Origin of the sequence: Thauera butanivorans NBRC 103042 (assembly GCF_001591165.1) — a bacterium.
Classification (GTDB): Bacteria; Pseudomonadota; Gammaproteobacteria; order Burkholderiales; family Rhodocyclaceae; genus Thauera; species Thauera butanivorans.
Genome location: NZ_BCUG01000028.1, coordinates 25,257 through 38,181, shown reverse-complemented (window position 1 = coordinate 38,181; position 12,925 = coordinate 25,257). Strand labels below are relative to the sequence as shown.

General features: G+C 67.1%; 11 protein-coding genes. All 11 read left to right on the top strand.

All coding sequences use genetic code 11. The features are described from left to right. Positions 1-101 precede the first annotated feature (101 nt). The 11 genes from TBU01S_RS24315 to TBU01S_RS12415 all read left to right on the top strand — a co-directional run bounded on the left by TBU01S_RS24315 (position 102) and on the right by TBU01S_RS12415 (position 12,921). Complete coding sequence (locus TBU01S_RS24315) at positions 102-248, top strand: hypothetical protein (protein WP_169802972.1); 147 nt, start codon at positions 102-104, stop codon at positions 246-248. Beyond that, positions 245-1,837, top strand: coding sequence for a sodium:solute symporter family protein (locus TBU01S_RS12460; protein ID WP_068636954.1), 1,593 nt, complete (start codon positions 245-247; stop codon positions 1,835-1,837). Before TBU01S_RS24315 ends, TBU01S_RS12460 begins: the two co-directional genes overlap by 4 nt. Continuing rightward, entirely contained in the window at positions 1,834-2,886 is a 1,053-nt protein-coding gene (locus TBU01S_RS12455; protein WP_068636953.1) for a ketopantoate reductase family protein, read from the top strand. Before TBU01S_RS12460 ends, TBU01S_RS12455 begins: the two co-directional genes overlap by 4 nt. A gap of 7 nt (positions 2,887-2,893) precedes the next feature. Beyond that, positions 2,894-3,826: a 3,5-dioxohexanoate:acetyl-CoA acetone transferase gene (gene kce, locus TBU01S_RS12450; protein WP_068636952.1), complete on the top strand. Its 933-nt coding sequence runs from the start codon at positions 2,894-2,896 to the stop codon at positions 3,824-3,826. Positions 3,827-4,028: 202 nt separating this feature from the next. Beyond that, positions 4,029-4,811 carry a 3-hydroxybutyrate dehydrogenase gene (locus tag TBU01S_RS12445; protein ID WP_068636951.1) on the top strand — a complete coding sequence of 261 codons (783 nt, stop codon included), beginning with the start codon at positions 4,029-4,031 and terminating at the stop codon, positions 4,809-4,811. Between the two features lie 12 nt (positions 4,812-4,823). Next, entirely contained in the window at positions 4,824-5,369 is a 546-nt protein-coding gene (locus TBU01S_RS24795; protein WP_068636950.1) for a CoA-transferase, read from the top strand. 33 nt (positions 5,370-5,402) lie between these two features. Beyond that, on the top strand, positions 5,403-5,621 hold the full coding sequence (locus TBU01S_RS24790) for a hypothetical protein (RefSeq protein ID WP_068636949.1): 219 nt from the start codon (positions 5,403-5,405) through the stop codon (positions 5,619-5,621). Positions 5,622-6,193: 572 nt separating this feature from the next. Then, entirely contained in the window at positions 6,194-6,781 is a 588-nt protein-coding gene (locus TBU01S_RS12430; protein WP_068636948.1) for an aminodeoxychorismate/anthranilate synthase component II, read from the top strand. Between the two features lie 14 nt (positions 6,782-6,795). Further along, positions 6,796-7,842, top strand: coding sequence for an anthranilate phosphoribosyltransferase (gene trpD / locus TBU01S_RS12425; protein WP_068636999.1), 1,047 nt, complete (start codon positions 6,796-6,798; stop codon positions 7,840-7,842). After that, positions 7,839-8,636, top strand: coding sequence for an indole-3-glycerol phosphate synthase TrpC (gene trpC, locus TBU01S_RS12420; RefSeq protein WP_068636947.1), 798 nt, complete (start codon positions 7,839-7,841; stop codon positions 8,634-8,636). Before trpD ends, trpC begins: the two co-directional genes overlap by 4 nt. Before the next feature lie 124 nt (positions 8,637-8,760). After that, positions 8,761-12,921: a translocation/assembly module TamB domain-containing protein gene (locus TBU01S_RS12415; RefSeq protein WP_068636946.1), complete on the top strand. Its 4,161-nt coding sequence runs from the start codon at positions 8,761-8,763 to the stop codon at positions 12,919-12,921. Positions 12,922-12,925: the final 4 nt, after the last annotated feature.

Sequence of the window (12,925 nt, the reverse complement as noted above, 5' to 3'; positions counted from 1 at the left end):
AAACTACAGGAGACAATCAATGAGCCAAGCCCGCCACGACTGAATATCCATTCTTCGCATGATTGGTCAACCGTCAGTTGTACATGGAGGAGGAATCCAAAATGGGGATTGCACTACTTTTCTGGGGCGCGAGCATCGTATTCTGCATCGTGCTCTCTCTTTATCTCTGCAGCAAGATCGAGGCCTCCGGCGTACGCCGCTGGGGCGCCAGCGGCAGCCTTCTCGGCTATAAGGAGAAGACAAAATGACCTTCTGGCACTACATTGTCGCTGCGGCCTACATGGCCTTTTTGATCTGGGGCTGCCTCAAGAGCCTTGGCCAGGTCGAATCGCTGTCCGACTTCACCACCGGCGGCCACCGCATGGGGCTGCTGCTGGGCGTCGGCACCTCCGTCGCGACCTGGGTCAGCGTGGCCTCGGTCATGGGTGTGCCGGGCCAACTCTACAGCAACGGCATCGCGGCGATCATCGGCTGGGTCGCAGGCTGGTTCATGGCCACGGCGGTCATGCCGCTGCTGGCCTGGAAGGTGCGCCGCCCCGAACTGCCCGCGCGCACCTTTCCTGAGTTCATCCGCATGCGCTTCGAGCCGTTCGACCGCATCAGCAAGCTGCAGCTGATCGTCGCGGTGTTGATGTTCATCGGCTATTTCATCTTCTGCCACTTGCAGGTCGTGGGCTTCGGCATCGTCTTCAACACGATCACCGGCATTCGCTATGAGTACGCGATCTTCGCCTTCCTGATCGTGCTGCTGCTGACCTCGATCGGTGGCTTCTGGTCGGTGGCGGCCACCGACATGCTCAACGCGGCGATGATCCTGATCGGGGTGATGCTGGGTGCCGGCACCATTCTTTACGCGACCGGCGGCATTGGCCCGATCATGGAGGCTGTCGCAACGACGACCGCGCCGACCAATGTCGGCGGCCCGCCGCTGGAGCCGGGCGTCCTGCTGTCGCCGGCCGGCACCTTCGGTTGGTCGGTGCTGATGGGCATCTTCATGGCGAATGCCATCGGCGCCTCGGTCGCGCCGCACTGGATCAACCGCTTCATGGCGCCCAAGAACAGCAAGGCGGCGGTGCTGCAGATGATGTGGACGCTGATCCTGCTGATTCCGATCTTCGCCTGCCTGATCGTCATCGGTCTCGGGGCCAAGGCGCTGTTCCCCAGCCTGCCTGAAGGCAAGACCACCGACTACATCATGCCGCTGATCATGCAGGACTACGCGCCGCCCTTCGTCGCCGCCGTGACGCTGATCGCGCTGCTGGCCGCAGCGGTGTCCACGGCGAACTCGATGCTGCTGAACTGCGCGACCTCGATCTACTACGATCTCTACCGCTCGCTCTATCCCGACCGCGAATTCGACGATACCCGCGCCACGCGCCAGTTGCGTTTCTCGGTCATCGGCCTGGGCGTGCTGTCGGTGATCAGCGCAATCAAGCCGCCGATGCTGCTGGCGATGGGCTTCACCTATGTCTATGGCGCTTTCGGCGCGGCCTTCATGTGGCCGGTCTGGTTCGGGCTGTTCTGGAAGCGGATGAACCGTGAGGGCGCCTATGCCGGCATCGCCATCGGCGCCACCGCCTTCATCGTGGCCAAGGTGATGGGGGCGGACAATCCCTTCCTGATCGGCGCCACCCTCTCGCTGGTCGCGACCCTGGTTACGGTCCGCCTGACGGCGCCGCCGCCGAAGGAGGCCTACGAGGCTTATTTCGATGCCGAGGTCAGTGCTTCCACCCTGGCCGTGGCCAGGCGCATCCGTCGCGACAGCGACCATGCGCATGGGCCTGCGGCGCATGCAGCCACTCCCATCCATCCCATCGCCAAGGAGGCCAATACATGAAAGCAGCAATCATAGGAGCGGGTTCGCTCGGCACGATCATCGGCGCATTGATGGCGAAAGGGGGGAGGCCGGTCGATCTGATCGACACCAACCGCGAGCATGTGGATGCGCTGAACCGCGAGGGCGCCCGTGTCATCGGCGAGATGGATCTGCTGGTGCCGGTCAATGCGCTGACGCCCGACGAGATGAGCGGCAAGTACGATCTGGTCTTCCTGCTCAGCAAGCAGACCGCCAATCAGGCCGTGTTGTCGAACCTGCTGCCGTTCCTGCATGAGGAAAGCATCGTCTGCACGCTGCAGAACGGCATTCCCGAGCAGTCCGTCGCCGCGGTCGTCGGTGCGTCGCGCACCATCGGCGGTGCGGTGGGCTTCGGTGCGACCTGGATTGGCCCAGGGGTATCGAAGCTGACCACCACCGCCGAGGCGGTGAGCAAGTTCGCCTTCGAGATCGGCGAGCTGGACGGCGTGATGCGCCCGCGCCTGACCCAGGTGCAGGAGTATCTCGCCTGCGTCGGCCGCACCGAACTGCTGGACGGCCTGATGGGCATCCGCTGGTCCAAGGTGCTGATGAATGCGACCTTCAGCGGCATGTCTGCCGCCTTGGGCTGCACCTTCGGCGACGTCATGGACGACCCGCGCTCGTTGCTGTGCGTGGCCTTCATCGCCGACGAGACGGTGCGCGCCGCCCATGCTGCGGGCCACCGCATGGCCCACATGCAGGGCGAGGATTTCGAGCGCTTCCTGCTGGCTTCGCCTGCATCCGTGCCCGAGGTGATTCCGCTGATCCGCACGATCTGGACCCGGCACCGCCAGTTGCGCGCCTCGATGCTGCAGGACCTGGAAAAGGGCCGTGATACCGAAATCAACTTCATCAACGGCATCGTCTGCCGGACCGGGCGCGAGCACGGCGTGGCGACGCCCTTCAATGACCGGGTGGTCGAGTTGGTCAGCGAGGCGCAGGCCGCGCGCAGCGTCCCCGACTTCTCGAACGTCGAACGTTTCGACGATCTGCTGCGTCCGCACCAGGCGCTTCTCAACCCGACCGTGTGAGGAAATCATGGCAAAGAAACAACCCGTCATCATCTCTTGCGCCATTACCGGCGCGATCCACACTCCGACCATGTCGGATGCGCTGCCCTATACGGCCGACGACATCGCCAACCAGGCGATCGCGGCGTCCGAGGCTGGAGCGGCGATCCTGCACCTGCATGCGCGTCGTCCCGAGGACGGCGGCGTCACCATCGACCCCGACGCCTTCGCTACCTTCCTGCCCCGCATCAAGGCAGCGACCGATTCGGTGATCAACCTCTCGACCGGCGGCAGCCTGATGAACACCATCGACGAGCGCATCGCTCCCACGCTGCGCTTCTCGCCCGAGATGTGCTCGATGAACATGGGCTCGATGAACTTCAGCTTCCATCCGCTGGCGAAGCGCTACAAGGACTGGAAGTTCGACTGGGAGCGCGACTACGTCGCCAACTCCGACACCTACATCTTCCGCAACACCTTCGCGGACCTCGAGAATGCGGCCAGTCAGCTCGCGCCCCACAACGTCAAGTTCGAGCATGAATGCTATGACGTCGGCCACCTCTACAACCTGCGCTTCTGCATGGACATCGGGCTCTACAAGGCGCCGGTCTTCATCCAGTTCATCTTCGGCATCCTCGGCGGCATCGGTCCCGACATCGACAACCTGATCTTCATGAAGCGCACGGCCGACCGCCTGTTCGGCGACGACTACCGCTGGTCGGTGCTGGGGGCGGGCGGGGCGCAGATGCCGTTTGCCACCACCGCCAGCCAGATGGGCGGCAACGTCCGCGTGGGGCTGGAGGATTCGCTGCTGATCTCGCGCGGCAAGCTGGCTGAATCCAACGCCCAGCAAGTGGCCAAGATCCGCCGCATCGTCGAGGAACTGGGTGCGGAGATCGCCACGCCCGATGATGCGCGTGAAATCCTGCAGCTCAAGGGGAAGCAGAACGTGAAGTTCTGACAAGGCGGGTGCCTGCAGGGCGCATGCCTGTCACGCCTGTGATTCCGGCCCCGGTCGCCGCGGCCGATCGGCGGCCGGATCACGGCTGGCGTGCGTGCGGACCCGGCACGGGAGCCCTCGGGTGCGAAGGACTGCGGCTGCAGGATGCAGAGCGCAGCTTTCAGTGCGAAAGAAAAGCAGAATTCAAAAAGGAGTGCGTTCCATGGTGCAAGGCAAAGTTGCCCTCGTCACCGGCTCGACCAGCGGCATCGGCCTGGCGGTGGCCCGCCAGCTCGCCGGTTCGGGCGCGGCGGTGATGCTCAACGGCTTCGGCGATGCCGCCGAGATCGAGAAGCTGCGCGCGGGGCTGGCGCAGGAATTCGGCGTGCCGGTGCGCTACAGCGGCGCCGACATGAGCCAGCCCGAGGAGATCGTCGCGATGGTCGAGGAGACCGAGCGCGAACTCGGCGCGGTGGACATCCTGGTCAATAACGCCGGCATCCAGTTCGTCTCGCCGGTGGATGAATTCCCGCCGGCCAAATGGGAGCAGATCCTCTCGATCAATCTTTCCTCCAATTTCTACACCATCCGCGCCGCGCTGCCGGGCATGAAGTCGCGTGGCTGGGGCCGCATCGTCAACATCGCCTCGGCCCATGGCCTGGTGGCCTCGCCGTTCAAGTCGGCCTACGTGGCGGCCAAGCACGGCGTGCTGGGGTTGACCAAGACCGTGGCGCTGGAAGCCGCCGAGGCTGCGATCACCTGCAACGCGATCTGCCCCGGCTACGTGAAGACGCCGCTGGTCGAAGGCCAGATCCGCGACCAGGCCAAGGCCCATGGCATGAGCGAGGACCGCGTGGTGCGCGAAGTGATCCTCGCCTCGCAGCTCAACAAGCGCTTCGTCGAATCGCAGGCGATCGGCGACATCGTGCTGTTCCTGTGTTCCCCGGCGGCCGATTCCATTACCGGCATCGCATTGCCGGTGGAAGGCGGCTGGACCGCGCGCTGAAAGGATACCGCCATGGCTGGTTTGCAAAGAGAAACGGTCGCCGGGCTCTCCAAGGGCGACTCCAGCAAGGTCGTTTCTGCCGCAGATGCCGTGCGCCTGATCCGACCCGGCAATACGGTGGCCACCGGCGGCTTCGTCGGCATCGGCTTTCCCGAGGCCGTCGCCGCCGCGCTCGAAGAACTGTACCTCGATCCCGCAGTGCCCGCCGACGAGAAGCCCGGCGGCCTTACCCTGCTGTATGCCGCCGGCCAGGGCGGCGGCAAGCTCAATGCGCGCACCACCGAAGACCTGGTGAGCCTGATGCAGGTGCGCGGCGAGGAATACCTGTTCTATCCGGCCATGCCGATCGACGTGGCCATCGTGCGCGGCTCCACGGCCGACCCCGACGGCAACATCACCATGGAACGCGAGGCGCTGACACTGGAGACGCTGTCCATCGCCATGGCCGCGCGCACAGCGGCGGCCTGGTCATCGTGCAGGTGGAGCACCTGGAGATCAAGACGCCGCAAGACGTGGATGCGATTGGCGCCCGGGTCGCACAGGTCTGCGAGCCCTTGATCCGGCAGGGCCGTCGTCAATTACGAAGGCTTCGTGCTCGACCGCGACCTCGAGGACCGCTATGCGGAGATGGTGCGCGGCTGCGTGCAGCGCTATTACTCCAGCGTCACGCGCTTCACCACCAGCGCCTTCATGCGCGCCAAGCTGGGCGAAACGCTGTCGCGGCGCAAGCTGGCGCCGTATATCTTCGAGAGTGAAGCGGAGGCGGTGGAGAGCCTGGCGGCCATGCAGACGGCTGCCCATGGCGGATGATTTCCATGCCCACGCGGTGCCAGTCCGTTTTGGCCCGGGAGGCAGCAAATCATCCAGTAAATACGGATCTGCATTCGGTCGGACAAGGGGGCGGGAAACCGGACACCGTGCTGTCGCATGGCAAGGCGACCCAAGTGCCCCTGGGCGGTTGAAGGCAAATCCGTAGCGACCACCATGCCGGCCAAGGTGCGGCCTTGGTGCCAGCGCCTCGCGCCGGGCAGTTCGAACAGATGATGATTCTGGCTCCCTGCCGCCTGTGCAGTGCGCGTACATAGTTGGATCGGGGCGGCTACTGCAGCCGACTCGCCGTAAGCCACCGACGGACTTGCCCCATCGTCAGGCGATAGCGTGCGTAATTCTCCGATCAGCTCGGATCAACTCATATCTGGCTCATTTGTAGGGCTGATTGACTGACGGTTTGTGCGATGGACGATACGTGCGAAAATGCGGCGCTTGCTGCGGGCAGCTGGATCATCGGCGCGGGGTATCGAACGAAAAAGCGGGTATCCACGTGGGTATCAACCGCGAATGAGCGGCACAAGCCCTAATGAAATCAAGAGGATAGACCGCTTATGCTGCTGATGATCGACAACTACGACAGCTTCACCTACAACCTGGTGCAGTATTTCGGCGAGCTTGGCGCCGAGGTCAAGGTGTTCCGCAACGACGAGATCACGCTCGAGCAGATCGCGGCAATGAAGCCCGACCGGCTCGTGATCTCGCCCGGGCCATGCTCGCCGGCCGAAGCCGGCATCTCGGTGTCGGCGATCAAGGCTTTTGCCGGCAAACTGCCCATTCTCGGCGTCTGCCTCGGCCACCAGAGCATCGGCGCGGCTTTCGGCGGCCGGGTGGTGCATGCGCAAAAGCTCATGCACGGCAAGACTTCGCCGGTGCGCCACCATGGTGCCGGCGTGTTCCGCGGCCTGCCCGATCCGCTGGTGTGCACGCGCTATCACTCGCTCGCGATTGAACGCGACAGCCTGCCCGATTGTCTGGAAGTGACGGCCTGGACCGAAGACGGTGAAATCATGGGGGTGCGCCACAGGACGCTCGACGTCGAGGGCGTGCAGTTCCACCCCGAATCGATCCTGACCGAGCACGGCCACGAGCTGCTGCGCAACTTCCTCGACCGCAGTGCGCCCGTGCCCGCTGCCGCCTGATGCCGAACGAAACGATGCCCGACATGATCACGCCCCAGCAAGCCCTGCAACGCACGATCGAACACCGCGAAATCTTCTTCGACGAGATGCTGTCGCTGATGCGCCAGATCATGGCCGGCGAGGTGTCGCCGGTGATGACCGCCGCGATCCTGACCGGTCTGCGGGTCAAGAAGGAAACCATCGGCGAGATCGCCGCCGCCGCCATCGTCATGCGCGAAATGTCGACCAAGGTCGAGGTCGCACCGCCGCACGAGCATTTCCTCGACGTCGTCGGCACCGGCGGCGATGGCGCCAACACCTTCAACATTTCCACCACCACGATCTTCGTCGCCGCGGCGGCAGGCGCGCGCGTCGCCAAGCATGGCGGGCGCGGCGTGTCGTCGAAATCCGGCGCGGCCGACGTCATCGAGGCGCTCGGGGTCAATCTCGACCTCACGCCGGCCCAGGTCGCCGCGTGCATCGAAGCCACCGGCATCGGCTTCATGTATGCGCCGGCCCACCACAGCGCGATGAAGAACGTCGCCCCGGTGCGGCGCGAGATGGGCGTGCGCACGCTGTTCAACATTCTCGGCCCGCTGACCAATCCGGCTGGCGCGCCCAATACGCTGATGGGCGTGTTCCATCCGGATCTCGTCGGCATCCAGGCCCGCGTCATGGAGCGCCTCGGCGCCAACCACGTGCTGGTCGTGCATGGCCTGGACGGCATGGACGAGGCCAGCCTCGGCGGCGCCACGCTGGTGGGCGAACTCAAGGACGGCAAGGTCAGCGAATACGAAATCCACCCGGAAGACTTCGACATCCCGATGGCCAGCAGCCGCAACCTGCGTGTCGGGAATGCCGTCGAATCGCGCGAGATGCTGCTCGGCGTGCTCGACAACCGCCCCGGCCCGGCACGCGACATCGTCGTGTTCAATGCCGGCGTGGCCTTGTACGCCGCCAATCTGGTGGATTCGATCGGCGCCGGCGTCCAGCGTGCGCGCGAAATCATCGCCAGCGGCGCGGCACGCGCGCGGCTGGATGAGTTCGTGCGCTTCACCCAACAGTTCCGGAACGTGCAATGAGTGACATCCTGAAGAAAATCTGCGCGGTCAAGGTCGAGGAGGTCGCTGCCGCCGTTGCCGACAGGCCGCCGTCCGTCGTCCGGGCTGCGGCCGAGGCCGGGCCGGCCGCGCGCGATTTCGTCGGCGCCATCCGCGCCCGCCATGTCGCCGGGCGGCCGGCGGTGATCGCCGAGATCAAGAAGGCCAGTCCATCCAAGGGCGTGATCCGCGCCGATTTCCGTCCCGCCGACATCGCCCGCTCCTACGAGCAGGCCGGCGCGGCCTGCCTGTCGGTGCTGACCGACCGCGAATTCTTCCAGGGCGCGCCCGAATACCTGCAGGCCGCGCGCGCCGCCTGCGCCTTGCCGGTGCTGCGCAAGGACTTTCTCGTCGATCCCTACCAGGTGTTCGAAGCCCGCGCGATGGGGGCCGACGCCATCCTGCTGATCGCCGCCTGCCTGGATCTGGCGCAGATGCGCGACATGGAAGCGATCGCCGGTGAACTCGGCATGGCGGTGCTGGTCGAGGTACACGATGCGGACGAACTGGAAAACGCCTTGCGGCTGCAGACGCCGCTGATCGGCATCAACAACCGTAACCTGCGTACTTTCGAAGTCTCGCTGCAGACCACGCTGGACCTGCTGCCGCGCATCGCCAGAGCAGGCGCCGGCCGTATCGTCGTCACCGAATCGGGCATCCTGAAACCCGAGGACGTTGCGCTGATGCGCGGCAACGCGGTGCAGACCTTCCTCGTCGGCGAGGCCTTCATGCGTGTCGACGAGCCCGGCGAGGGCCTGCGCGCCCTGTTCGGCTGAACCGCGCCCGGTCGCCGAGGGGGCGCTGGTCGCCGCCTCCGGTGGTGCATCGGTGCCGGCCCGGCTGGTCCTGGGCCGCAGCGGCGGCAGCATGTGTCCCACCAAACCGTCAGTCTGAAAGTTCATGGACAAACCGGAACAGTCTTCGACCAAGGCGCAAGCGGGGCCGTCGCCGGCGGCCGGCCGCCGGCGCGGCCTGCGCGCCTGGCTGGTCGGCGGGCTGATCACCGTGCTCGCCGTGGTGGCGCTGGTGCTGGCCGCGTCCGCCTGGCTGCTCGGCACGCGCTCGGGGCTGGATGCCGCGATCTCCCTCGGCCAGCGCGCGACGGATGGCGCGCTGCGGATCGAAGGCGCGCGAGGGCGCCTGCTCGGGCCCTTGAAGATCGATGCGCTGCATTACCACACGGAGGATCTGCGCCTGGACCTGCAGGCGCTGGAGCTGGCCTGGCAGCCCGCAGCCCTGCTCGGGCGCAAGCTGGTCGTCGATCGCCTTGCGGTCGAACGCATCGATTTCGCCCAGCGCAACGAGGAAAAGGACGATGCCGAGCGCGCACCGCTGGTGTCGCCCGAGGATTTGCAGATTCCGCTCGCGATCGAGCTGGGCCGGCTGGAGCTGGGGCGTTTCGAGCTGCACGAATGGGCGCCGGAGCCGCAGGAGGGCGATGCGCCGCCCGCGGAAGGTTTCTGGATCGCCGAACTGAGCGCTGTGCTCGGCAGCGACGGCAGGCACCACCAGGTACGCGAACTGGCGCTGAAACTGCCGCAAGGCCAGGTCATGCTCGAAGCCGCGCTCGACGGCCTCAAGCCTTTCGCGCTGACGGGTGGCATCCGTTTCGATGGCGTCATCGAAGAGCGCCCGCTCGAGGCCAGGCTTGCCGCTTCCGGCACACTGCTCGCACCGCACGTCGAGCTCACGGCCGCAGCCGAAGGCCTGAACGCCCATGCGGTGGCCGAAGCCGCGCCCTTCGAGCCGATGCCGCTGCGTGCACTGAAGCTGGAAGCGGGCGAAATCGATCCTTCGGCTTTTGCCGAAGGCTTGCCGCACGCCGTGCTGCGGCTCGAAGCCGAACTCGCGGCTGTCGCCGATGACGGCAGTCTGCCGGCCGAGCCGCAATCGGCCGGGCCTAACCTGGCCGGGCCGTTCCGCCTGCTGAATCGCAAGCCGGCAGCCGTGGATGCGGGCGGCATTCCGGTCGCTTCAGTGTCCGGCCGGCTGGACCTGAAACCCGCCGCGATCAGCGTCGACGCGCTCGACATCCGCCTGCCGGGCGATGGCCGCATCGGTGGCCGGCTTGCCTGGCAGCCGCCGGCTGCCAGCGATGCGGGCGCGGAGACGGATCGAGCAGGGCAGTCCAGGATGGCGGACATCGGGCAGCTCGTTGCCGTGCTCGAGCTTGCCGGCATCGATACCCGCGCCCTCGATACCCGCCTGCCCAGGCAGCGCCTGGCGGGCCGCATCGACGCCGAGGCGGATGCGCAGCGCCAACAGGCAGAGCTGGCGCTGACGCTCGGTACAGCCAGGATCGATGCGCGAGCCGAACTGCTTGCGCAGGCGGCAGGAGGAGCCGTGGCCGACGCTTCGGCGGCCGGCAAACCGGCGGCCGGCGGCGGCGCTCCGGCCGCAGGCGAAACCGTTGCCGCTGCGCCCCCACGGCGTTTTTCGGTCAACGCCCGCCTGCGCGAAGTCGACCCGCGCGCGCTGCTCCCTGAAGCGCCGAAAGCACGCCTCAATCTCGATCTCGATGCCTCCGGCGAACTGCCGGAAGCCGGCCTGCCGCAGGCGGTACGACTCGTCTTCCAGATTCCCGACAGCAGCCTCGAAGATCTCGCGCTCGGCGGCAAGGGCCGCTTGAGGCTGGAGGGCGAGCGTCTGCCCGAAGTGGCGCTCGATCTGAACATCGCCGGCAATTCTCTGGTGGCCGAAGGCGCCTGGGGCGCCCCCGGCGATGTGCTCAAGTTCGCTCTCGACGCCTTGAAACTCGACGCGCTCGGCCATGGCCTGGCCGGCAAGGCCAGTGCCAGCGGACAACTGGGCGGCACGCTGGAGCTGCCGTCGGGCGAACTGCAGTTCTTCGGCGAGGCGCTGCGGCTGCCGGGCGGCGTGCGCCTGCTCGGCGTCAATGGTGTCGGCCGGCTCGATGCCGGCGCCGATGGCCCGTTCCAGCTGTCGATGGGGCTGTCCGGGCTGGGGCCGACCGCAAGGGACGCCGATGGCAGGGTGCAGCCCGACTGGCTGGCCAATGCCCGCCTGTCCGCCTCGGGCACCCGGGCGCGCCACGACATCGAGCTCGATCTCGCCACGCCGGAGCTGGACGGTGCCGGCGACACGCTGAAGCTGAGCCTGAAGGGGGGCGTGCAGACGCCGACCGCGCAGCGGCCCGGCCCGCGCTGGCTGGGCGAACTGAGCGCACTGGAGAGCGCCGGCCGCTTTGCCGCCCGGCTGCTGGCGCCGGCACGGCTCGATCTGTCGCCCGAGGCCGCCAGCATCGGCGAGGCACGGCTCGATCTGGGCGAAAAGGGCCGTCTGCACCTGCAGGAAACCGCCTGGTCGCCGCAGCAGAGTGTGACGCGCGGTACGCTGACCGGCCTCGCCTTCGGTCCGTTGACCCGCGCCGATGGCCAGCCGAGGCGGGGCCCCGGCCCGCTGGTGCTCGGTGCCGACTGGAATCTGAGCGTCGGCACGACACTGGACGGCCAGGCGCGCGTGTTCCGCGAGTCGGGCGACATCACCATCGAAGGCGAAACCCGCACCCGGCTCGGCCTGGAGACGCTGGAGGCGGTGCTGAAGGCCAGCGGCAACCGCCTGAGCCTGACGGCCCAGGCGCGCGGCAGCGAAATCGGCAGCGTGCAGGCCAGTGCCGGGCTGCAGGCGCAGCGCGGCGCGGACGGCATGTGGTCGCTGCCGCCGGACGCTGCGCTGTCGGGCGCGGCCGAACTCGACATGCCCTCGATCAGCTGGCTGGGCCGCCTGACGCCCGAGAGCGTCGAGGCGGGCGGCAGCCTGAAGGGCCGTGTCGAACTGGGCGGCACGCTGGCCGCGCCGCGCGCTTCCGGCCGCGTCAGCGGCCGCTCGCTGGAGATTGCGCTGATCGATCAGGGGCTGCACCTGTCCGGCGGCGAATTCGATGCCAGCTTCGACAACGATCGCGTGCGTCTCGAACGGCTGGCCTTCGTGTCGCCGAACCGCGTGCGCCCGCGCGAGAAGCGCATTCCCTTCGATCGCCTGACCGCGACGCCGGGCAGTTTCAACGCCAGTGGCGAAGTACGGCTCGACAGCGGCGACGGCGATTTCAGCTTCCGCGCCGACCGCCTGCCGCTGCTGCAGCGCGACGACCGCTGGATGCTGCTGTCGGGCGAAGGCACGGCGCGCAGCACCTGGACCTCGCTGGTGCTGAATGCGGATTTCCGCGCCGATGCCGGCTACATCGAATTTGCCGAAACGCCGCCGCCCAGCCTGTCGGACGACGTCGTCGTGCTCGGCCGCGACGAGGAGCCGAAAGAGGGCGGCTTCGCGCTCAGTGCCGACGTCGGCGTCAGCCTGGGCAATGCGCTCTACCTGTCGGCGATGGGGCTGGAGACCCGGCTGGCGGGCGAATTGAAGCTGCGCCTGCGTCCCGGCCTGCCGATGTCGGCGATCGGCAGCATCGCCACCGTCGGCGGCTCCTACCGCGGCTACGGCCAGAGCCTCGTCATCGACCGCGGCGTGGTCAACTTCCAGGGGCCGCTGGATGCGCCGGGGCTGGACATCGTCGCGCTGCGCAAGGGGCTGGCGGTCGAGGCGGGCGTGGCCGTCACCGGCAGCGCCAAGCGGCCGCAGATACGACTGGTGTCCGAGCCGAACGTGCCCGACCCCGACAAGCTGTCGTGGATCGTGCTCGGCCGCGCGCCCGATTCCGGCTCCGGCGCCGACCTCGGCCTGCTGCTGCCGGCTGCGCAGGCCCTGCTTGGCGGTCCGGGCGGCGGCATGACGGAGGAGTTGTCGCGCAGCCTGGGCTTCGACAGCTTCTCGATCGGGCAGGGCGAGCTCAACAGCACCTCGCGCGCAGCCAGCAGCCGTGTGCTCGGCAGCGGTTCGACCGTCGCCAGCGATCCGTCGGTGGCCGGCCAGGTGCTGAGCGTGGGCAAGCGCCTGAGTCCCGAGCTGTTCCTGTCCTTCGAACAGAGCCTGGGAGGTGCCGAAACCCTGGTCAAGCTCAGCTACCAGTTGTCGCGGCGCTTGTCGGTGGTGGCGCGCGGCGGCACCGATACCTCGCTGGACCTCCACTACGGTTTTTCCTTCCGCTGAGCGT

Bases quoted from the DNA above. Each gene is read 5' to 3' on its own strand.
- TBU01S_RS24315 (WP_169802972.1), top strand. From the start codon at position 102: ATGGGGATTGCACTACTTTTCTGGGGCGCGAGCATCGTATTCTGCATC.
- TBU01S_RS12460 (WP_068636954.1), top strand. From the start codon at position 245: ATGACCTTCTGGCACTACATTGTCGCTGCGGCCTACATGGCCTTTTTG.
- TBU01S_RS12455 (WP_068636953.1), top strand. From the start codon at position 1,834: ATGAAAGCAGCAATCATAGGAGCGGGTTCGCTCGGCACGATCATCGGC.
- kce (WP_068636952.1), top strand. From the start codon at position 2,894: ATGGCAAAGAAACAACCCGTCATCATCTCTTGCGCCATTACCGGCGCG.
- TBU01S_RS12445 (WP_068636951.1), top strand. From the start codon at position 4,029: ATGGTGCAAGGCAAAGTTGCCCTCGTCACCGGCTCGACCAGCGGCATC.
- TBU01S_RS24795 (WP_068636950.1), top strand. From the start codon at position 4,824: ATGGCTGGTTTGCAAAGAGAAACGGTCGCCGGGCTCTCCAAGGGCGAC.
- TBU01S_RS12430 (WP_068636948.1), top strand. From the start codon at position 6,194: ATGCTGCTGATGATCGACAACTACGACAGCTTCACCTACAACCTGGTG.
- trpD (WP_068636999.1), top strand. From the start codon at position 6,796: ATGCCCGACATGATCACGCCCCAGCAAGCCCTGCAACGCACGATCGAA.
- trpC (WP_068636947.1), top strand. From the start codon at position 7,839: ATGAGTGACATCCTGAAGAAAATCTGCGCGGTCAAGGTCGAGGAGGTC.
- TBU01S_RS12415 (WP_068636946.1), top strand. From the start codon at position 8,761: ATGGACAAACCGGAACAGTCTTCGACCAAGGCGCAAGCGGGGCCGTCG.